Genomic DNA, 21,753 nt, shown 5'->3' with positions numbered 1-21,753 from the left:
CGTCAAAGGTTGCTCATGGCCAGCCAATCAACACAACACAGCATTCAAATGTGATATGGATCCCTACCGACAAGGCTGCGAAAGAGAAATAGATTATCAAGAACACTATCGCCTAATTCAAAAGCATAGTACCTAGGCAGATAGAACTCCGGGTTTCGGTAGCTTGGGCCGACCATATCCGGCTGCGGGCAGGATCATAGAGGAACCCTGAATTTTTGATTATGAAGTGAAGCGGTTCGCGCCTTCTGAGTTTGAACGTATAGCTATGCGGCTGTTTTTCGTTAGCCACCCAGATTACGGCGCCACGATCTTCAAGCACCAGATTCCCATCAGGACGAAGACGCAAGATATAACGCCCGTTTGGTGATCTTATAAAATCGCCTGCATTCATTGCCTGATTCGGGGGAAGGACGACCCCTCCGGAACCGCCAAAGCGCTGAATGCGAACTTTCTTGTATTTACCCATATTTATACACCGTAAGCCATGATCAGTAGGATATTAGGGTGATCGCGAAGCGACACCAGAGATCCATAATCCCAGATCAGATAACGACGTAGATATTTGGAAAAATTACCAAAGTAGCCATTCAAATTTTCCTACAACAACACCTGAAAGCTCACACAAATAAGCTCTTAACTTCAACCTCAATTTCGTGCCAGACTGTCTCGACATCGAACTCACCAATCCAACAAAGACCAGCCAACATGAAATATATACTCGCTTTATCCACCCTGCTTTCTGGCTGCAGTGGCTGGTTCATGTACGATTACGATCACGGGAAGCAATTCAGGTGTGACATGGATCCCAATATGCAGATGTGCCTGAACCCAGGAGACCTGCGTCGACACATTGATAACAACTAACTTGAGTAGGGGCCGATTCATTCTCAGCTGCGCCCCCTTAAAAATCAAAAAACCCCGCCGAAGCGGGGTTTTTCACACTACACCAGCGCTTAGATAGCACCACGCTTGCGCAGCGCTTCCAGCACCTGCTTCACGCCATCCTCGACGCTGCTGACCTGGGTATCGATCACCACATCGGCGTCCAGCGGCACATCGTAGGGGAAGCTCTCGCCCGGGATGTTGTCGCCACCGGCAGCATACAGGCCTTGCGGGTCACGCTCGCGGCAGGCCAGAGGCGAAGCCTGGACGTAGACGGTGACCAGGCGGTCCTTGCCGATCAGTGCCTTGGCCTGCTCGCGGCCTTCGGCGTCCGGCGCCACGAAGGCGGCCAGGGTCAGCATGCCGGCTTCGTTGAACTGGCGCGCCACGTGGGCGGCGCGGCGCCAGTTCTCGGTGCGGCCGGAGCGGTCCTGGGGCAGGCCCTTGTTCAGGTCGTGGCGCAGGTTCTGGCCATCGAGCACGTACACCGCACGGCCCATGTCGAACAGCTTGCGCTCCACGGCGTAGGCCAGGGTGCTCTTGCCAGCGCCGGACAGGCCGCTGAACAGCACGGTGGCCGGCTGCTGGCCAAAGCGCAGGGCACGCTCCTCGGTGGACACGTGGGCCAGCTTGCCATGCTGGCCGCTGCCGCCATGTGGCAACACCGGCGGAGCGATGATCATGCCGGCGCCGACGGTGCCGTTGGTCAGGCGATCGATGACGATGAACGCACCGGTGGTGCGGTTGCTGTCGTAGCCGTCCAGGGCGATGGCGCTGTCCAGGGAGACCTTGACGCGACCGATCTCGTTCAGCTGCAGGGCGCTGGCAGCGTCCTTCTCGAGGGTGTTCACATCGACCTTGTGGGTGATGCTGGCGATCGAGCCTGGCACGTAGCTGGTGGCGCGCTTGATGTCGTACTTCTTGCCCGGGAGCATCGGCTCCTCGGCCATCCACACCAGCATGGCGTCGAACTGGTCGGTTACCGGTGGAACGTTGTCGGCATGCACCAGCAGGTCGCCACGGGAGATGTCGATCTCGTCTTCCATGGTCAGGGTCACGGCCTGGCCGGGGCCTGCGTTTTCCAGTTCGCCCTCGTAAGTGACGATGGACTTGACCCGGCTGCTCTTGCCCGACGGCAGGACGACGATCTCGTCACCCTTGTGCACCACGCCGCTGGCCAGGGTGCCGGCGAAGCCGCGGAAGTTCAGGTTCGGACGGTTGACGTACTGCACCGGGAAACGCAGGTCGGTGAAGTTGCGGTCGGCGGCGACTTCGACGGTCTCGAGGATTTCCATCAGCGCAGGGCCGGTGTACCACGGCGAACGCTCGCTGCGGTTGACCACGTTGTCGCCCTTGAGCGCCGACATCGGCACGAAGTGCAGGCTGCTCGGGGTCAGGTTGATGGCCTCGGCGAACTTCAGGTAGTCGGCCTTGATCGACTCGAAGACCTGCTCGTCGAAGCCCTTGAGGTCCATCTTGTTGACCGCGACGACGATGTGCTTGATGCCCAGCAGGGAGGCAATATAGCTGTGTCGGCGGGTCTGGGTCTGCACGCCGTAGCGGGCATCGACCAGGATGATCGCCAGGTCGCAGGTCGAGGCGCCGGTGGCCATGTTGCGGGTGTACTGCTCGTGGCCCGGAGTGTCGGCGATGATGAACTTGCGTTTGGCGGTGGAGAAGTAGCGGTAGGCGACATCGATGGTGATGCCCTGCTCGCGTTCGGCCTGCAGGCCGTCGACCAGCAGCGCCAGGTCGACTTCCTCGCCGGTGGTGCCGGACTTCTTCGAGTCACGGGTGATGGCCTCGAGGTGGTCCTCGTAGATCATCTTGGAATCGTGCAGCAGGCGCCCGATCAGGGTGCTCTTGCCGTCATCCACGTTGCCGCAGGTGAGGAAACGCAGCAGTTCTTTACGCTCGTGCTGAGCCAGATAAGCGAGGATGTCTTCGCTGATCAAATCGGATTGGTGCGACATGGAGTAACCCTGAAAATTAGAAGTAGCCCTGACGTTTCTTGTCTTCCATGGAACCGGCGCCATCGTGGTCGATGACTCGGCCCTGGCGCTCGGAAGTGCGCGTCAGGAGCATTTCCTGAATGATGTCGGTGAGCGTTTCGGCTTCCGACTCGACAGCGCCCGTCAACGGGTAGCAGCCGAGGGTACGGAAACGCACCTTCTTCTTGACGATGCGTGCTTTCTCTTCCTCGGAGAGGTGCTCGAGGATGCGCTCGTCGTCGATCATGATCAGGGTGCCGTTCTTCTCGATGACTTCGCGTTCGGCAGCGAAGTACAGCGGCACGATCGGGATGCCTTCGAGGTAGATGTACTGCCAGATGTCCAGCTCGGTCCAATTCGACAGCGGGAAGACGCGGATCGACTCGCCCTTGTTGACCTTGCCGTTGTACACGTTCCACAGCTCGGGACGCTGGTTCTTCGGGTCCCAGCGGTGCTTGCTGTCACGGAACGAGTACACGCGCTCCTTGGCCCGGGACTTTTCTTCGTCGCGGCGGGCACCGCCGAAGGCGGCATCGAAACCATGCTTGTCCAGCGCCTGCTTGAGGCCCTGGGTCTTCATGATGTCGGTGTGCTTGGAGCTGCCATGGGTGAACGGGTTGATGCCCTGCGCCACACCCTCGGGGTTGACGTGGGTGATCAGTTCCAGGCCCATTTCCTCGACCATCTTGTCGCGGAAGCGGTACATTTCCTGGAATTTCCACTGGGTGTCGACATGCATCACCGGGAACGGCAGCTTGCCTGGGAAGAAGGCCTTGCGCGCCAGGTGCAGCATCACGGCGGAATCCTTGCCGATCGAGTACAGCATCACCGGGTTGTCGAACTCGGCGGCCACCTCGCGGATGATATGGATGCTTTCCGCCTCCAGCTGTTTCAAGTGCGTCAGTTTGTCGACCATGGCTACTCACGAAAAACGATCTTATGGACGGCCTGCGGGCCGTGTTCGAGCGAGCCACTTTATCACAGCGGCTGATTCTATTTAGAAGGCGGGCTAGATCGAAAAGGTCTAACCATATGACTGCGGGTTTGGGCGGTGGCGCTGCGATTTACCCGCGAAGAGGCCCCCGGCTCATTCAAATCGGGTTCGGGCAATCGATGAACAGATGCTCCAGGGCAAAACGCCGCGCCAGGTAGTCACCCAGTGCCTGCACCCCATAGCGCTCGGTGGCGTGGTGGCCAGCCGCGATGAAGCTGATGCCGTTCTCGCGAGCACTGTGGAAGGTCTGCTCCGAAGCCTCGCCACTGATGAACAGGTCGACCCCAGCGGCAATCGCCGTGTCGATGAAGCCCTGCCCGCCGCCGGTGCACCAGCCGACCCGGCGGATCACCTCGTCGCCCTCGACCAGCAGCGGCTCGCGCCCGGTCACCTCCTGCACCCGGCGGGCGAAGTCGCGCGGGGTCATGGGCTCGGCGAGCGAGCCGACCAGCCCCACCACCTTGGCATCGTTCGGGTCCAGCGCGCCTTCGACGGTGATGTCCAGCTGGCGCGCCAGCTGCACGTTGTTGCCCACTTCCGGGTGCACGTCCAGCGGCAGGTGGAAGGCCAGCAGGCTGATGTCATGCTTGAGCAGGGTCTTCAGGCGGCGCTGTTTGATCCCGGTGATGCACGGGTTCTCGCCCTTCCAGAAGTAGCCATGGTGCACCAGCACCAGGTCGGCCTGGGCCTCGACCGCGGCGTCCAGCAAGGCCTGGCTGGCAGTCACGCCGGTGACGATGCGGCTGACCTGCGGACGGCCTTCGACCTGCAGGCCATTGGGGCAGTAATCCTGGATTTTCGCACTGCCCAGGTAGCGCTCGGCTTCCTCGACCAAGGTGTTGAGAGCGACGGCCATGGAAAATCTCCTCGAAATCTGCGCTTTTCTCGGGCCCAACGCCCGTATAATGCCCGCCATTATGGGCCGTCGCTGGCATCGGGGGAACCGGTGTATGATCGCGCGCGCTTGCGCCCTGCGGCGTTGTCATTGGCCCCCGCCCCACTCAGGATTCGTTCATGTTCAAGGCTTTGCGTTACTTTGGCTGGCCCCTGTTCGCCGGTGTTTTGATCGCCATGCTGATCATCCAGCGCTTCCCGGAATGGGTCGGGCTGCCCAGCCAGGACGTCAACCTGCAACAGGCACCGCAGACCTCGCGGATCATGCAGGGCCCGGTGTCCTACGCCGATGCCGTGACCCTCGCCGCCCCGGCAGTGGTCAACCTGTACACCACCAAGGTGGTCAACAAGAGCGCCCATCCCCTGTTCGAAGATCCGCAGTTCCGCCGCTTCTTCGGTGACAACCTGCCCAAGCAGCGCCGTTGGGAGTCGAGCCTGGGTTCGGCGGTGATCATGAGCCCCGAGGGCTACCTGCTGACCAACAACCACGTCACCAGTGGCGCCGACCAGATCGTGGTGGCGCTCAAGGACGGTCGCGAGACCCTGGCCCGAGTCATCGGCAGCGATCCCGAGACCGACCTTGCGGTATTGAAGATCGATCTCAAGAGCCTTCCGGCGATCACCATCGGCCGCTCCGACAACATCCACATCGGCGATGTCTCGCTGGCCATCGGCAACCCGTTCGGCGTCGGCCAGACCGTGACCATGGGCATCATCAGCGCCACCGGCCGCAACCAGCTGGGCCTGAACAACTACGAAGACTTCATCCAGACCGACGCAGCGATCAACCCGGGCAACTCCGGTGGCGCGCTGATCGATGCCAACGGCAATTTGATCGGCATCAACACGGCGATCTTCTCCAAGTCCGGTGGCTCCCAGGGCATCGGCTTCGCCATCCCGGTGAAACTGGCCCTGGAGGTGATGAAGTCGATCATCGAGCATGGCCAGGTGATCCGTGGCTGGCTGGGTATCGAGGTGCAGCCGCTGAGCCAGGAACTGGCCGAATCGTTCGGCATGGAGGGGCGCCCAGGCATCGTGGTGGCCGGGATCTTCCGTGATGGGCCGGCGCAGAAGGCTGGCTTGCAGCTCGGCGACGTGATCCTCAGCATCAATGGCGAGCCAGCCGGTGATGGGCGCAAGTCGATGAACCAGGTGGCGCGGATCAAGCCCAACGAGAAGATCAGCATCGAGGTGATGCGCAATGGGCAGCAGCTCAAGCTGATCGCCGAGGTGGGGCTGCGGCCGCCGCCTGCGCCGGTGGCGGCGCAGGAAGAAAAGTAGTTGGATTGATTGGGGCTGCTTTGCAGCCCCAGTTGCATCAATGCAGGATCTGGCTCAGGAACAACTTGGTCCGATCGCTACGCGGCCTGTCGAAGAACTCATCCGGCGCCGCCTGCTCGACGATCTCCCCCTTGTCCATGAAGATCACCCGGTTCGCCACGGTGCGGGCGAAGCCCATCTCGTGGGTCACGCAGAGCATGGTCATGCCGTCCTCGGCCAGGCCGACCATGGTATCGAGCACCTCCTTGACCATTTCCGGGTCCAGTGCCGACGTCGGTTCGTCGAACAGCATGATCTTCGGCTTCATGCACAGCGCCCGGGCAATCGCCACGCGCTGCTGCTGACCACCGGACAACTGCCCCGGATACTTGTGCGCCTGCTCGGGAATGCGCACCCGCTCCAGGTAGTGCATGGCGATTTCTTCGGCCTTGCGCCGCGGCATCTTGCGCACCCACATCGGTGCCAGGGTGCAGTTCTCGAGAATGCTCAGGTGCGGGAACAGATTGAAGTGCTGGAACACCATGCCCACCTCGCGGCGGATCGCCTCGATCTGCTTGAGGTCGTTGGTCAGCTCCACGCCATCGACGACGATGCGCCCCTGCTGGTGCTCCTCCAGGCGGTTGAGGCAGCGGATGGTGGTGGACTTGCCCGAGCCGGACGGCCCGCACAACACGATGCGTTCACCCTGGCGCACGTTCAGGTTGATGTCCTTGAGCACGTGGAACTGGCCATACCATTTGTTCACGCCCTGCATCTGGATGATGCCTTCGGGGCCGGCAGGCTGCTTGATCGCTTCACTCATTACGAAACTCCTAACGCTTGTGGCCAGTGTCCAGCTTGCGCTCCAGGTGCATGGAGTAGCGGGACATACCGAAACAGAAGATCCAGAACACCAGGGCGGCGAACACGTAGCCCTCGGTGGCCATGCCCAGCCAGGCCGGATCGGCCGCTGCCTGCTTGACGCTGTTGAGCAGGTCGAACAGGCCGATGATGATCACCAGGCTGGTGTCCTTGAACAGGGCGATGAAGGTGTTGACGATGCCGGGGATCACCAGCTTGAGCGCCTGAGGCAGGATCACCAGCCCCATCGCCCGCCAGTAGCCCAGGCCCATCGCCGCCGCCGCTTCGTATTGCCCCTTGGGGATGGCCTGCAAGCCACCGCGCACCACCTCGGCGATGTACGCCGACTGGAACAGGATGACCCCGATCATCGCCCGCAGCAGCTTGTCGAAGCTCATCCCCTCGGGCAGGAACAACGGCAGCATCACCGACGACATGAACAGCACGGTGATCAACGGCACGCCGCGCCAGAACTCGATGAAGGTCACGCAGACCACCTTCACCGCCGGCATGCGCGAACGCCGCCCCAGGGCCAGCAGGATGCCCAGCGGCAAGGCGCCGACGATGCCCACGGTGGCGATCACCAGGGTCAGCATCAGGCCGCCCCACTGGCTGGTGGCGACGTTCTCCAGGCCCAGGTACCCACCATGCAGCAGGGTGTAGGCGAGGATCGGGTACAGCACCAGGAAGCACAGGCCGTACACCGCCTTGCGCGGGAAGCGGTTGATGAACAACGGCGCGGCGCCGAGCACCGCCAGCCATACGGTCAGGTCCACGCGCCAGCGCAACCCGGCCGGGTAGTAGCCGTACATGAACTGGCCGAAGCGCTGCTGCACGAACACCCAGCAGGCACCGTCCTTGGTGCAATCGGCGCGGGTGGTGCCGACCCAGTTGGCGTCGAAAATCGCCCACTGCAGCAGCGGCGGGACGATCAGCCATACCAGGTAAACGGCGAACAACGTCAACAGGGTATTGAGCCAACTGGAGAACAGGTTGGCGCGCATCCATGCGAGCACGCCGACGGTTTTCACCGGTGGCGGCATATCGGGTTTGAAAACATGGGCAGTCACGGACGTCTCCTCATCGCTCGATCAGCGCGATGCGCTTGTTGTACCAGTTCATCAGCAGGGAAATGCTGAGGCTGATGGCGAGGTAGACACTCATGGTGATGGCGATCACCTCGATGGCCTGGCCGGTCTGGTTGAGCACGGTACCGGCGAACAACGAGACCATTTCCGGGTAGCCGATACCGGCCGCCAGCGACGAGTTCTTCGCCAGGTTCAGGTATTGGCTGGTCAGGGGCGGAATGATCACGCGCAGTGCCTGGGGAATGATCACCTTGCGCAGGGTCGGGCCATCGCGCAGGCCAAGCGAGCGGGCCGCTTCGGTCTGGCCGTGGCTGACCGAACGGATCCCGGAACGCACGATCTCGGCGATGAACGCTGCGGTATAGATGGTCAAGGCCAGGGTCAACGCCAGCAACTCGGGGATCAGCACCCAGCCACCGACGAAGTTGAAGCCCTTGAGCTGCGGCACTTCCCAGTGCACCGGGCTGCCGAACAGCATTGCACAGGCCGCTGGAATGGCGATGAACAGCGCCAGGCCCACCCAGAACTTGTGAAACGGCTCGCCGGTCTCGTTGAAGCGTTTGTTGGCGTAACGCACCATTGCCACGATCGCCGCCAGCGCCAGCACCAGGGCAATGACGAATGGCCAGAAACCGTCTGCCATCGAGGCACCGGGCATGTTCAGGCCACGGTTGCTGATGAAGAAGGTGTCATCGATGTTGATGCTGCCCCTTGGCCCCGGCAGGGTCAGGAACACCGCGAAGTACCAGAACAAGATCTGCAGCAGTGGCGGGATGTTGCGGAAAGTCTCCACGTACACGGTCGCCAGCTTGTTGATCATCCAGTTCGGCGACAGCCGCGCCACACCGATGATGAAACCCAGGATCGTCGCCAGGATGACGCCGATGAACGTCACCAGCAGCGTATTGAGCAGGCCGATGACGAACACCCGCGCATAGCTGTCGGACTCCACGTAGGGGATCAGGTGCTGGGCGATGCCGAAGCCGGCACTGCGGTCGAGGAAGTCGAAGCCCGAGGTGATACCCCGGTGTTGCAGGTTGGTTTGCGTGTTGTGGAACAGGTACCAGCCCAGGCCCACCACGAAGACGATCGTGAGGATCTGGAACAGCCACGCGCGCACTCGTGGATCGCTCAGGGACAAGCCCTTTCGTGCGCCGATTTGATTTTGCATGAAGTGCCCCGGACAGTAGGGATTCGAACGACCCGCGACGGCGACATGCCGCCGCGGGGTGCATCCATCAGCGCACAGGTGGTGCGTACTGGATGCCGCCGTTGTTCCACAGGGCATTCATGCCACGGTCGATCTTCAGGTCGGTGCTCTGGCCGAGGTTCTTCTCGAACACCTCGCCATAGTTGCCGACCTGTTTGACGATCTGCACCACCCAGTCCTTGGGCAGCTTGAGGTCCTTGCCGTATTCGCCGTCGGTGCCCAGCAGACGAGCCACGTCAGGGTTCTTGGTTGCCTTGGCCTCGGCCTCGACGTTCTTCGAGGTGATACCGGCTTCCTCGGCATTGAGCATGGCGAACAGGGTCCACTTGACGATGCTGAACCACTCCTCGTCGCCCTTGCGCACTACCGGCCCCAGCGGTTCCTTGGAGATGGTCTCCGGCAACACCACGTACTCGGTCGGCGCCGCCAGCTTGGAGCGCTGGGCGAACAGCTGCGACTTGTCCGAGGTCAGCACGTCGCAACGGCCGGACTCCAGCGACTTGGCACTCTCGTCGGAGGTGTCGAAGGTGATCGGGGTGTACTTCAGGTTATTGGCGCGGAAGAAGTCGGACACGTTCAGCTCGGTGGTGGTACCGGCCTGGATGCAGATGGTCGCACCGTCGAGCTCCTTGGCGCTGGACACGCCAAGCTTCTTGTTGACCAGGAAACCGACGCCGTCGTAATAGGTGACGCCGGCGAATACCAGGCCCATGCCGGCATCGCGCGAGCTGGTCCAGGTGGTGTTGCGCGACAGCACGTCGACTTCGCCGGACTGCAAGGCGGTGAAGCGCTCCTTGGCGTTGAGCTGGCTGAACTTGACCTTGGTGGCGTCACCGAACACGGCGGCGGCCACGGCGCGGCAGACATCGGCATCGATGCCGACGATCTTGCCCTGGGCATCGGGAACCGAGAAACCCGGAAGACCGTCGCTCACGCCACACTGGACGAAGCCCTTCTTCTTCACCGCATCGAGAGTGGCGCCGGCCTGGGCGGTGCTCACGGCACCCAGGGCTGCGGCAGCGGTCAGGACTGCCAGGGTGGTTTTCAACATCTTCATTCACAACCTCCAAATGTGCTCTTGTTGTTCGAGCCGGAATTGCACCGCGCCCTTTTGAGGCGCATCCGACCCTTGTTGGCTTGTTCTTGGGTCAATTGGCGCAATGGGCTGTTCTGTGACAGCCTTCGCGTGCCTGGGGTGTTACCGTCACCGGCTGGCCCCGCGCATCGGAGGTTTCGTAGCAAAGCGCGTACCACAGTGGGCGGCTTAAGCGTTTAAGCCCCACGTCAAGTAGGCAAAGTTGTATCGTTGCGACATTCTTTTTCGACGCGTTCATGTCGATGCCTGCATTTCAGGCACGCCTTCATCACCGCCGCACATTTTCGGAGCAGTCATGACCAACCCGCTGATTCTCGAACCCCAGAAAACCGCAGACGCTTGTGTGATCTGGTTGCACGGCCTGGGGGCCGACCGTTACGACTTCCTACCGGTGGCCGAATTCATGCAGGAACGCCTGGCCAGTACCCGCTTCGTCATGCCCCAGGCACCGACCCGGCCAGTGACCATCAACGGCGGCTATGCCATGCCCAGCTGGTACGACATCAAGGCCATGTCGCCGGCGCGGGCCATCGACGAGGCGCAACTGGAGGAATCGGCCGAGCAGATCATCGGCCTGGTCAAGGCCGAACAGGCCAAAGGCATCAGCCTGTCGCGGATCTTCCTGGCCGGCTTCTCCCAGGGCGGCGCCGTGGTGCTGCATACCGCCTACGTGAAATGGCAGGAAGCCCTCGGCGGGGTGATCGCGCTGTCCACCTACGCCCCGACCTTCCATGCCGGCCACACCCTGAGCGCCTGCCAGCAGCGCACCCCGGCGCTGTGCGTGCATGGCGTGCACGACCCGGTGGTGATCCCGTCGATGGGCCGCACCGCCTTCGAGTACCTCGACACCTGGGGCGTAGCCGCCCGCTGGCAGGAGTACCCGATGGAACACGAAGTGGTGGTGGCAGAGCTGGCCGACATCCACGACTGGCTGAGCAGGCAATTGCAATAAGCGAGGCGCGCCTGTAGTTGTAGGTGTAATCCACTACGCCGCGCTCGGTTCTTGCATTACACTGCCCGGCGTACATTCCTTAACCAGTTGACGAGACGATCGTGCTCAAGGCACTCAAGAAAATATTCGGCAAGGGAGACGCCGCGCCACAGGCCGTCGATCCCGTAGCCAGCGCGCCGGCCCCTGCGCCCGCGCCCGCCCCGCAGGCGCAGCCCGATGCCGCTGCGGCCAGACCCCGCAGCAAGCCGGCCGGCAAACCCGTCGCAGCGCCTGCCGACCAGGCAAACCAACCACGCGCCGAACAGCCCGCCAAGGACAAGCCGCGCCGCGAACGCAAGCCCAAGCCCAAGCCCCAGGCCAGCCTGTGGAAGCCCGAAGACTTCGTGGTCGAACCCCAGGAAGGCAAGACCCGCTTCCACGACTTCAAGCTGTCCAACGAGCTGATGCACGCCATCCATGACCTGGGCTTCCCCTATTGCACGCCGATCCAGGCCCAGGTGCTGGGGTATACCCTGCGCGGCCAGGACGCCATCGGCCGGGCCCAGACCGGTACCGGCAAGACCGCCGCGTTCCTGATCTCGATCATTTCCCAGTTGCAGCAGACACCACCGCCCAAGGAACGCTACATGGGCGAGCCGCGTGCACTGATCATCGCCCCGACCCGCGAGCTGGTGGTGCAGATCGCCAAGGACGCCATGGCCCTGACCAAGTACAGCGGCCTGAACGTGATGAGCTTCGTCGGCGGCATGGACTTCGACAAGCAACTCAAGGCTCTGGAAGCGCGTCATTGCGACATCCTGGTGGCGACACCGGGCCGCCTGCTGGACTTCAACCAGCGCGGCGAGGTGCACCTGGACATGGTCGAGGTGATGGTCCTGGACGAAGCCGACCGCATGCTCGACATGGGCTTCATCCCCCAGGTGCGCCAGATCATTCGCCAGACGCCGCCCAAGAGCGAGCGCCAGACCCTGCTGTTCTCAGCCACTTTCACCGATGACGTGATGAACCTGGCCAAGCAGTGGACCACCAACCCGGCGATCGTCGAGATCGAGCCAGAGAACGTCGCCAGCGAAACCGTCGAACAGCACGTCTACGCGGTGGCCGGCAGCGACAAGTACAAGCTGCTGTACAACCTGGTGACCCAGAACAAATGGGAACGGGTGATGGTGTTCGCCAACCGCAAGGACGAAGTGCGACGCATCGAGGAAAAACTGGTGCGCGACGGCATCAACGCTGCCCAGCTGTCGGGTGACGTGCCACAGCACAAGCGTATCCGCACCCTCGAAAACTTCCGCGAAGGCCGTATCTCGGTGCTGGTGGCCACCGACGTGGCCGGCCGTGGCATCCACATCGACGGCATCAGCCACGTGATCAACTTCACCCTGCCGGAAGACCCGGACGACTACGTGCACCGCATCGGCCGTACCGGGCGCGCGGGTGCTGAAGGCGTATCGATCAGCTTTGCCGGTGAGGATGACTCGTACCAGTTGCCGGCGATCGAGGAATTACTGGGGCGCAAGATCAAGTGCGAAATGCCGCCTGACGAGCTTTTGAAGCCGGTACCACGAAAACACCACTGAGCTGTGCCGGCCTCTTCGCGGGTAAACCCGCTCCTACAGGTCATATAATGTCCTTGAGGTAGCGGGTATCCTGTGGGAGCAGGTTCACCCGCGAACCGGGGCAACGCCCCGGCCATCAATACAGAGATCTACCAGCGCCCGGCGGCATCCTGGTCACTCTGCTTGCCTTCGACCCACCTCGGCCCCTCCTGGGTACTCTCCTTCTTCCAGAACGGCGCCCGGGTTTTCAGGTAGTCCATGATGAAGTCGCAAGCCTCGAACGCCGCCTGCCGATGGGCACTGGCCACACCCACGAAAACGATCGGCTCCCCCGGTTCCAGCGCACCGATCCGGTGCAGCACCTCGACCTTGAGCAGCGGCCAGCGCGCCTGGGCCTGGGCCTCGATCTTGGCCAGAGCCTTCTCGGTCATCCCCGGGTAGTGCTCGAGAAACATCCCCGCCACCTCGCGGCCATCGTTGAAGTCGCGCACATAGCCAACGAAGCCGACCACCGCACCCACGCCGACATTGGCAGCGTGCATGGCATTGACCTCGGCCCCTGGGTCGAAGGCGCCTTGCTGCACTCGCACAGCCATCTTCAGCCCCCTGTCACCGGCGGGAAGAACGCCACTTCATCGCCCTCTTCCACTGCTTCGTCGAGCTTGCACAGCTCTTCGTTGCGCGCGCACATCAGGTTCTGCTCGGCCAGCACCGCGTACTGCCCGCCCTTGGCCAGCAGCGCCTGGCGCACGTCCTCGAGCACCTTGAACTCGCCTTCCAGGCGCTCGGCATCGACGCCCAGCACCTCGCGGTAACGGGCGAAGTACATCACCTTGACCATCATCACGCCTCCACCTTGTAGTGCCCGCTCTTGCCACCGAGCTTCTCCAGCAGGCGCACTTGCTCGATGACCATGCCTTTGTCCACCGCCTTGCACATGTCGTAGATCGTCAACGCCGCGACGCTGGCGGCGGTCAGCGCTTCCATTTCCACGCCGGTCTGCCCGGCCAGCTTGCAGCGGGCAACGATATGCACCACATCCTCACCTTCGCCAGTCAGTTCCACCTTGACGCTGGTGAGCATCAGCGGATGGCACAGCGGGATCAGGTCGCTGGTCTTCTTCGCCGCCTGGATGCCGGCGATCCGCGCCACGGCGAACACATCGCCCTTGGGGTGCTCGCCGTCGACGATCATCTGCAAGGTCTGTGGCAGCATGCGTACCCGCGCCTCGGCAATGGCCTCGCGCTCGGTCACGGCCTTTTCGGTGACGTCGACCATGTTGGCGCGGCCTTGGGAATCAAGATGAGTCAGCACTGCTCTGCTCCTGTGAAGGGAAGTCAGAGTGTAAACCTGTGGGTCAGGTTTGAGCAGGGGAATGTGTCGCCAGTACCGGCCACTTCGCAGCGGTTCGGCGCGATACCTGTAGGAGCGGGTTTACCCGCGAAGAGGCCGGGCAGTGACCTGCCCGGCGGTAACGCTTACAGATGCGACTCGGCGTACTCGGCCAGCACCGAGCGCGGCACACCCTGCAGGGTGATGTGCACGCCATGGGGGAAGTCCTTGAAGCGCTCGGTCAGGTAGGTCAGGCCCGAGCTGGTCGCGGACAGGTACGGCGTGTCGATCTGCGCCAGGTTGCCCAGGCAGACCACCTTGGAACCGGAGCCGGCACGGGTGATGATGGTTTTCATCTGGTGCGGGGTGAGGTTCTGGCACTCGTCGATCAGGATCAGGCTCTGCTGGAAGCTGCGCCCGCGGATGTAGTTCAGCGACTTGAACTGCAGCGGTACCCGCTCGAGGATGTATTCGACACTGCCATGGGTGCTCTCGTCGTCCATGTGCAAGGCTTCGAGGTTATCGGTGATCGCCCCAAGCCACGGCTCCATCTTCTCCGCTTCGGTACCGGGCAGGAAGCCGATTTCCTGGTCCAGGCCCTGCACGCTGCGGGTGGCGATGATGCGCCGGTAGCGCTTGCTGACCATGGTCTGCTCGATCGCCGCAGCCAGGGCCAGGATGGTCTTGCCCGAGCCCGCGGCACCGGTCAGGTTGACCAGATGGATATCCGGGTCGAGCAGGGCGAACAGCGCCAGGCTCTGGTGGATGTCGCGCGGTTTGAGGCCCCAGGCTTCCTGGTGCAGCAAGGGCTCCTGGTGCAGGTCGAGCAGCAGCAGTTCGTCGTTGCGGATGCCTTTCACCCAGCCAACGAAACCTTGCTCATCGATGATGAACTCGTTGATGTGCACCGCGGGCAGGTTGTCGATCATCTGCACCCGATGCCAGGTGCGGCCCCGCTCCTGGCGGGTATCGACCTTGCTGACGCGGTCCCAGAACGAACCGCTGACCGAGTGGTAGCCCTTGGACAACAAGGATACGTCGTCGACCAACTGGTCGGTACTGTAGTCCTCGGCGGCGATACCGCAGGCGCGCGCCTTCAGGCGCATGTTGATGTCTTTGGTGACCAGCACCACGTCCAGGTCGGTGCGCCGGGTCCGTACTTCGAGCAGGGTGTTGATGATGATGTTGTCGTTGAGGTTTTCCGGCAACAGTTTGCTGGGTTCGTTGCGCGGGCTCATCAGGATCGACAGGAACCCCTTGGGCCCGCTCTTGCCACGCTGGATCGGCACGCCCTGCTCGACATCGCTGGGCGAAGCATCTCCAAGGGTCTGGTCGATCAGGCGGATGGCCTGGCGACATTCGGCGGCGATCGTCTGTTTCCCGGTCTTGAGCTTGTCGAGTTCCTCCAGCACCGTCATCGGCAAGGCGACATGGTGCTCCTCGAAGTTCAGCAAAGCGTTGGGGTCGTGTATCAGGACGTTGGTATCGAGCACATAGAGGATTGGCTTGTTGGAGGAAGGGGTGCGTCCTTGATCATCCATACTCGGTCACCTTATGTCGAAGCCACACGGCGCGTTCTGTTACGCCGCAGAGTGACTGCCGTTCTTCCCGTATCCGCGTTGCTACGGGCGGGAAGCGAACCTGGCAAGGTGGGCCTGGATGACGCCACCTGTGCTGCAGGAATCGGCTGTCTGGTTTCTTCATACCGCAAAAACGATGACTAAAAAAAGTCTTTTTACGTCCCGGTGAAGTTTATTTTGCCGAATGACGACCAACACTTGGCGCGCATGCCGGCGAGGACTAAAGTCAAAAGGTATGCCTGCTATCGAGCGTATGCGTTGCGGTAGGCGTAATCACGGCAATCCTCCCAACCGATGCCACTCTGCGCCGTGTTGCGCAGCAACCACTCCACCGCCGGTTGCGCCTTGGGCAGGCTGTCGTGGAACTGGATCACCCCTTTGCGCCACAGCAGCATCAGGGTCATCACCCGCTGGGCCGAGGCTTCGGCCGACAATGCGGTATCGTCCTGGGCATCGATATCCCACAGCGACACCTGCAACTGCTGGCTGGCCATGAATGCCTCGCCATCGGCACGGCGTTGGCCGTAGGGCGGGCGGAACAAGGGCACGTATTGCTCCGGCAGGTCGGCCTGGACCCGGGCCTGACTGCGCCGCAACGAGTCCTGCCAACCCTGCCACTGGGCATGCGAGCGGTATTCCCAGCCCTGGATACCCACGCACTGGCCTTTATAGAGGCGCCCCAGGGCCTGCGCGGGGCCCGCTTCGCGCCGCTGCTGCAGGCGGTTGCCAATGACCAGGAAGGTACCCTGCAAACGCTGCTTGCGCAGGTAATCGGCGAGCAGATCGGTGTTGCCCCCTTCGGGGCCAGGGCCGCCGACGAAGGTCAGCAGGAACATGCGGTCGTTCAGTTCGTCGCCATTGCGCTCGCGGTCGGACAAACGCTCGACCTCGCTGCTGGTCTGCGGCAGCAGCGCCGCCTTGCGCAGCTGTTCGTCCAGGTAGCGCACGTGGAACTGGTGACTGGGTTCGGTCCACTCTGCATAGAATTCGCCAACATCGCTGGCGAACGTCGCCGAACGGGTACGCAACTCGGCCATCGATGCTACCGGATAGCAGAACGAGGCGTCCTGTTCGCAACTGCCCTGTGCCTGCTGGTAGCCGAGCCACAAGCGCTGCCACATGCGTGCCCGCACCGCCCTGATCTTCTGCAGGTTGATTTGCCGCAGTCCGAGCCGGGCGGCCAGGGCATTGTCGTCCAGCAGTTCGCTCTCGTGCAGCACCCGGGCGAACGAGAGGATCTCGGCACGCGAAGCGACATCGAACAGTGCCGGGCTGTCCAGTCGTTCGGGCCAGACACTGCGCTCGAGACTGGCCGGCGGCAACGGAGCGGCCTGGACGGGCAGGCTCAGCAGGGCGGCCAGCAAGGCCAGGGCGATGCGCACGTTCGATTCTCCGCGAGGGCAAACGCGCACTATAGCGTTTCGCCGACACAATTCGGCAGCCCGATGGCCTGTGTCTATCGCCTGCATAGTTTGGCGATCCCTCCCCCACCCCGTAGAATCGCGGCAACGATTTCAGGAGCCGACCCGATGCTGACGGTGATTTCCCCCGCCAAGACCCTCGACTACGACACCCCGCCGGTCACCGACCGCTTCACCCTGCCCCAGTACCTGGACGACTCGCAGGTGCTGATCGAGCAACTGCGCGAGCTTTCGCCAGCGCAGATCAGCGAGCTGATGCACCTGTCCGACAAGCTCGCCGGCCTCAACGCCGCGCGTTTCGGCAGCTGGACCCCTGACTTCAGCCCAGCCAACGCCAAGCAGGCATTGCTGGCGTTCAAGGGCGACGTGTACACCGGCCTAGATGCCGAAACCCTCGGCGACGCAGACTTCACCTATGCCCAGGACCACCTGCGCATGTTGTCGGGCCTTTACGGCCTGCTGCGCCCGCTTGACCTGATGCAGCCCTACCGCCTGGAAATGGGCACCAAGCTGGCCAACGCCCGCGGCAAGGACCTGTACGCCTTCTGGGGCACGCGCATCAGCGAATGGCTGAACCAGGCCCTGGCCGAGCAAGGTGACGACCTGCTGCTGAACCTGGCCAGCAACGAGTACTTCAGCGCGGTCAAGCGCAGCGCGCTCAAGGCGCGGGTATTGAATGTCGACTTCAAGGACCAGAAGAACGGCCAGTACAAGATCATCAGCTTCTACGCCAAGAAGGCCCGCGGCATGATGAGCCGCTTCGTGATCCAGGAGCGCATCGCCGATCCTGAGCAGCTCAAGGGCTTCGACGTGCAGGGGTATTACTACAGCGCGGAGCAGTCCAAGCCAGACCATCTGGTGTTTTTGCGCGATCACCCCGCCGACTGATCCCGCCCGCCTCTACGACGCCCCTTGTAGGAGCGGCCTTGTGCCGCGAAGGGGCGCGCAGCGGCCCCGGCAATTTTTGCTGCTAAGCCGAAAAACCTGGGGCCGCTACGCGCCCCTTCGCGGCACAAGGCCGCTCCTACACCTACTCACACGCCCCTGAAATCGCCATATTCCCGACGCCAAAAAACCAACACCTCATGCGTTATCGCAAAACGCCATAAGACCGTTCGTAGTTTTTTGACGAATTTTGAAAAATATTTTTCGATGATGGCATATAAACATCCTGTGTAAGGATCGCCCTTTATATACCGGGTCGAGAGCCCGGCGTGCTATCAGAATGAAACTATTTGGTACTGAAGAATTATTTAGAAATCTTTCATCGGGGCAGAACCCAGCCAGGAACTTCTGCTACGACCAATCGCTCATAGTGCCGTAACGATTTTCCTGCCCCCGGGTTGTGAGAGATGACTTACAGATGACAAACGGCAGGTATCCCTACCCGCCTCGTTTATTCAGACAGGCATAACCGGTATCACCGCACAGCCTGTCAAAGAAGGAGAGTCGCGCCCCTTTAAATTCGTCCTAGTGGTTGATTTCAAAGGATTTATCCACTTGAAAGAACAAGCACAACAATGCGCCAAGTAGCGCTTTGCAATAAAGACGGCTGCATTTCAGGGCACGCCTTTTAATTACTGGCCTTCAACTGCCAACTTAGAGTGCACAACTTTGCGCGCTCCGGATTTATTCATGCCTGCGCTCGGCGAAGTGAAGTTCGTCATGGATCCGTGCGCCTGAAAACTGTTGTTAATCAACCCAGTCCGGCTCTTCCCGGAGGAGCTGGCGTGATAAACACATGAGGTGATTGCGATGCGTATCAGCATCTTTGGTTTGGGTTATGTGGGTGCGGTCTGTGCAGGTTGCCTGACGGCACGAGGCCATGAAGTGATCGGTGTGGACGTGTCCAGCACCAAGATCGACCTGATCAACCAGGGTAAGTCGCCCATCGTCGAACCGGGCCTGGAAGAACTGCTGCAACAAGGCATCGCCAACGGCCGTCTGCGCGGCACCACCGACTTCGCCGAGGCCATCCGCGCCAGCGACGTGTCGATGATCTGCGTCGGTACCCCGAGCAAGAAGAACGGCGACCTGGGCCTGGAGTACATCGAATCGGTGTGCCGTGAAATCGGCCATGTGCTGCGCAACACCGAGCGCCGCCACACCATCGTGGTCCGCAGCACCGTGCTGCCGGGCACCGTCAAGAACGTGGTGATCCCGATCATCGAGGACTGCTCGGGCAAGAAGGCTGGCGTCGACTTCGGCGTCGCGGTCAACCCCGAGTTCCTGCGCGAAAGCACCGCGATCAAGGACTACGACCAGCCGCCGATGACCGTCATCGGTGAATTCGACAAGGCCAGCGGCGACGTGCTGCAGGCCCTGTACGAAGAACTCGACGCGCCGATCATCCGCAAGCCGATCGAAGTGGCCGAGATGATCAAGTACACCTGCAACGTGTGGCACGCCACCAAGGTCACCTTCGCCAACGAGATCGGCAACATCGCCAAGGCGGTCGGCGTCGATGGCCGCGAAGTGATGGACGTGGTCTGCCAGGACAAGGCGCTGAACCTGTCCCAGTACTACATGCGCCCGGGCTTCGCCTTCGGCGGCTCGTGCCTGCCCAAGGACGTGCGTGCCCTGACCTACCGCGCTTCGAGCCTGGATGTGAAAGCGCCGCTGCTCGACTCGCTGATGCGCAGCAACGAATCCCAGGTGCAGAACGCCTTCGACCTGATCGAAGCCCACGACAAGCGCAAGGTCGCCCTGCTCGGCCTGAGCTTCAAGGCCGGCACCGACGACCTGCGCGAAAGCCCCTTGGTGGAACTGGCCGAGCGCCTGATCGGCAAGGGCTACCAGCTGGACATCTACGACGAGAACGTCCAGTACGCCCGCGTCCATGGGGCCAACAAGGAATACATCGAGTCGAAGATCCCGCACGTGTCCTCGCTGCTCAACGACGACTTCCAGAAGGTCATCGACAACGCCGACGTGATCGTCCTGGGCAACCGTGACGAGCAGTTCCGCGCCCTGGCCCAACAGGCGCCGGCCGGCAAGCGGGTGATCGACCTGGTCGGCTTCATGAGCAAGCCGACCTGCACCACCAGCCGTACCGAAGGCATCTGCTGGTAAGCCCTCGGCCGGGCGACGCGGGTTCCCCTCCCCCTCGCGTCGCCCGCTTTTTCCTGAATTCTCGACGGATGCTGAACATGCAAAGGCTCCAGACAGTGCTGTTGCAGTGCGCCGGTTGGCTGGCCTACATGAGCCTGCTCATGCTGATCGCCCTGGCCCTGCCCGCCGATATCTTCGACTCGCAGTCGAAGCACTTTATCTTCCTGGTCGGTGCGGTCGGCATCTGGCGCTACTCCATGGGCGCCACCCATTTCATCCGCGGCATGATCTTCCTCTACATCGTGTACCCGTACCTGCGCCGCAAAGTCCGCAAGATGGGCAGCGCCGCCGATCCTTCCCATGTGTACCTGATGGTCACCAGCTTCCGCATCGAAGCGCTGACCACCGCCCAGGTGTACAGCTCGGTGATTCGCGAAGCGATCGACTGCGGCTTCCCCACCACCGTGGTCTGCTCGCTGGTGGAAATGTCCGATGAGCTGCTGGTGAAAAGCCTGTGGGCCAAGTACAACCCGCCCGAGCACGTCACCCTGGACATCGTGCGCATCGCCGGTACCGGCAAGCGTGACGGCCTGGCGTACGGCTTCCGCGCCATCTCGCGCATGCTGCCCGACGAGAACGCCGTGGTCGCGGTGATCGACGGCGACACCGTGCTGGCCGAAGGCGTGGTGCGCAAGACCGTACCGTGGTTCAAGCTGTACCCCAACGTCGGTGGCTTGACCACCAACGAATTCTGCGAAGTGCGCGGCGGCTACATCATGAGCGAGTGGCACAAGCTGCGCTTCGCTCAGCGCCACATCAACATGTGCTCGATGGCCCTGTCCAAGCGCGTGCTGACCATGACCGGGCGCATGTCGATGTTCCGCGCCAGCGTGGTGACCAACCCCGAATTCATCGCCGACGTCGAGAGCGACTCGCTGATGCACTGGCGCCTGGGCCGCTTCAAGTTCCTCACCGGCGACGACAAATCGAGCTGGTTCAGCCTCATGCGCCTGGGCTACGACACCTTCTACGTGCCCGACGCCGCCATCAACACGGTCGAGCACCCGCCGGAGAAGAGCTTCCTCAAGGCCAGCCGCAAGCTGATGTACCGCTGGTACGGCAACAACCTGCGACAGAACTCCCGCGCCCTCGGCCTGGGCCTGCGCCGCCTGGGCCTGTTCACCAGCATCGTGCTGTTCGACCAGCGTGTATCCATGTGGACCAGCCTGCTGGGCCTGACCGTGGCGGTGATCGCCAGCCTCAAGTTCGGCCTGGGCTTCTTGCTGGTGTACCTGCTGTGGATCGGCATCACCCGCCTGATCCTCACCGTGATGCTGCTGTGCTCGGGGCACAACGTCGGCCCGGCCTACCCGCTGATTCTCTATTACAACCAGATCGTCGGCGCGTTGATGAAGATCTACGTGTTCTTCCGCCTCGACAAGCAGTCCTGGACCCGCCAACCGACTGCCCTCAAGCGCGACCTCGCCAGCTTTCAACAATGGTTCAACACCTGGTCCTCGCGGACCATGACCTTCTCGGCCGCCAGCATCTTCGTCGCTGTGCTGTTCATGGTCGTGTGAGC

General features: G+C 62.0%; 18 protein-coding genes. 6 read left to right on the top strand and 12 right to left on the bottom strand.

What is annotated here, in order from left to right; translation table 11 throughout:
• Positions 1-953: 953 nt before the first annotated feature.
• The 3 genes from cysN to IAE37_RS07195 all read right to left on the bottom strand — a co-directional run bounded on the left by cysN (position 954) and on the right by IAE37_RS07195 (position 4,723).
• Positions 954-2,855, bottom strand: a complete 1,902-nt coding sequence (gene cysN, locus IAE37_RS07205) for a sulfate adenylyltransferase subunit CysN (RefSeq protein WP_201171517.1) — start codon at positions 2,853-2,855, stop codon at positions 954-956.
• Between the two features lie 16 nt (positions 2,856-2,871).
• Positions 2,872-3,789, bottom strand: coding sequence for a sulfate adenylyltransferase subunit CysD (gene cysD / locus IAE37_RS07200; RefSeq protein WP_009684445.1), 918 nt, complete (start codon positions 3,787-3,789; stop codon positions 2,872-2,874).
• Positions 3,790-3,964: 175 nt separating this feature from the next.
• Positions 3,965-4,723, bottom strand: a complete 759-nt coding sequence (locus IAE37_RS07195; protein WP_201171514.1) for a Nif3-like dinuclear metal center hexameric protein — start codon at positions 4,721-4,723, stop codon at positions 3,965-3,967.
• A 158-nt stretch (positions 4,724-4,881) separates the two neighbouring features.
• Between IAE37_RS07195 and algW the strand changes: the two genes are divergently transcribed.
• A complete protein-coding gene (gene algW / locus IAE37_RS07190; RefSeq protein ID WP_201171507.1) occupies positions 4,882-6,042 on the top strand; it encodes a Do family serine endopeptidase AlgW in 1,161 nt (386 codons plus the stop codon).
• Positions 6,043-6,079: 37 nt separating this feature from the next.
• On the opposite strand, the gene IAE37_RS07185 is transcribed toward algW, so the two are convergent.
• The 4 genes from IAE37_RS07185 to IAE37_RS07170 form a co-directional block, all read right to left on the bottom strand.
• On the bottom strand, positions 6,080-6,844 hold the full coding sequence (locus IAE37_RS07185) for an amino acid ABC transporter ATP-binding protein (RefSeq protein WP_033702861.1): 765 nt from the start codon (positions 6,842-6,844) through the stop codon (positions 6,080-6,082).
• 10 nt (positions 6,845-6,854) lie between these two features.
• Entirely contained in the window at positions 6,855-7,952 is a 1,098-nt protein-coding gene (locus IAE37_RS07180; protein ID WP_201171506.1) for an amino acid ABC transporter permease, read from the bottom strand.
• Between the two features lie 10 nt (positions 7,953-7,962).
• Entirely contained in the window at positions 7,963-9,141 is a 1,179-nt protein-coding gene (locus IAE37_RS07175; protein ID WP_201171504.1) for an amino acid ABC transporter permease, read from the bottom strand.
• Between the two features lie 67 nt (positions 9,142-9,208).
• Positions 9,209-10,237, bottom strand: coding sequence for an amino acid ABC transporter substrate-binding protein (locus IAE37_RS07170; RefSeq protein WP_201171500.1), 1,029 nt, complete (start codon positions 10,235-10,237; stop codon positions 9,209-9,211).
• Between the two features lie 334 nt (positions 10,238-10,571).
• Between IAE37_RS07170 and IAE37_RS07165 the strand changes: the two genes are divergently transcribed.
• Together IAE37_RS07165 and rhlB are read left to right on the top strand one after the other, a co-directional pair.
• Positions 10,572-11,228, top strand: coding sequence for an alpha/beta hydrolase (locus tag IAE37_RS07165; protein WP_201171499.1), 657 nt, complete (start codon positions 10,572-10,574; stop codon positions 11,226-11,228).
• A 101-nt stretch (positions 11,229-11,329) separates the two neighbouring features.
• On the top strand, positions 11,330-12,808 hold the full coding sequence (gene rhlB / locus IAE37_RS07160; RefSeq protein WP_201171497.1) for an ATP-dependent RNA helicase RhlB: 1,479 nt from the start codon (positions 11,330-11,332) through the stop codon (positions 12,806-12,808).
• Positions 12,809-12,936: 128 nt separating this feature from the next.
• Here rhlB and moaE read toward each other — a convergent pair whose 3' ends face one another.
• The 5 genes from moaE to IAE37_RS07135 all read right to left on the bottom strand — a co-directional run bounded on the left by moaE (position 12,937) and on the right by IAE37_RS07135 (position 17,081).
• Positions 12,937-13,383 carry a molybdopterin synthase catalytic subunit MoaE gene (gene moaE, locus IAE37_RS07155; protein WP_201171496.1) on the bottom strand — a complete coding sequence of 149 codons (447 nt, stop codon included), beginning with the start codon at positions 13,381-13,383 and terminating at the stop codon, positions 12,937-12,939.
• A 2-nt stretch (positions 13,384-13,385) separates the two neighbouring features.
• Entirely contained in the window at positions 13,386-13,631 is a 246-nt protein-coding gene (gene moaD / locus IAE37_RS07150; protein ID WP_201171495.1) for a molybdopterin converting factor subunit 1, read from the bottom strand.
• Entirely contained in the window at positions 13,631-14,101 is a 471-nt protein-coding gene (moaC, locus tag IAE37_RS07145; protein WP_201171494.1) for a cyclic pyranopterin monophosphate synthase MoaC, read from the bottom strand. The genes moaD and moaC overlap by 1 nt, the downstream gene beginning before the upstream one ends.
• Positions 14,102-14,265: 164 nt before the next feature.
• Positions 14,266-15,660, bottom strand: a complete 1,395-nt coding sequence (locus IAE37_RS07140; RefSeq protein ID WP_201171493.1) for a PhoH family protein — start codon at positions 15,658-15,660, stop codon at positions 14,266-14,268.
• 281 nt (positions 15,661-15,941) lie between these two features.
• Complete coding sequence (locus IAE37_RS07135) at positions 15,942-17,081, bottom strand: polysaccharide deacetylase family protein (RefSeq protein WP_201171492.1); 1,140 nt, start codon at positions 17,079-17,081, stop codon at positions 15,942-15,944.
• Between the two features lie 147 nt (positions 17,082-17,228).
• Here IAE37_RS07135 and yaaA point away from each other — a divergent pair, with 147 nt between their 5' ends.
• The 3 genes from yaaA to alg8 all read left to right on the top strand — a co-directional run bounded on the left by yaaA (position 17,229) and on the right by alg8 (position 21,751).
• Positions 17,229-18,008, top strand: a complete 780-nt coding sequence (gene yaaA, locus IAE37_RS07130) for a peroxide stress protein YaaA (protein ID WP_201171491.1) — start codon at positions 17,229-17,231, stop codon at positions 18,006-18,008.
• A gap of 867 nt (positions 18,009-18,875) precedes the next feature.
• Positions 18,876-20,192: a nucleotide sugar dehydrogenase gene (locus IAE37_RS07125; protein WP_201171489.1), complete on the top strand. Its 1,317-nt coding sequence runs from the start codon at positions 18,876-18,878 to the stop codon at positions 20,190-20,192.
• A gap of 77 nt (positions 20,193-20,269) precedes the next feature.
• Positions 20,270-21,751, top strand: a complete 1,482-nt coding sequence (gene alg8 / locus IAE37_RS07120) for a mannuronan synthase (RefSeq protein ID WP_201171486.1) — start codon at positions 20,270-20,272, stop codon at positions 21,749-21,751.
• Positions 21,752-21,753: the final 2 nt, after the last annotated feature.

The sequence above is a fragment of the Pseudomonas sp. S31 genome, from assembly GCF_016648105.1.
In the GTDB taxonomy this organism is placed as follows: Bacteria; Pseudomonadota; Gammaproteobacteria; order Pseudomonadales; family Pseudomonadaceae; genus Aquipseudomonas.
Note: the sequence above shows the minus strand (reverse complement) of the source record. Positions and strands in the feature narration are given on the sequence as shown.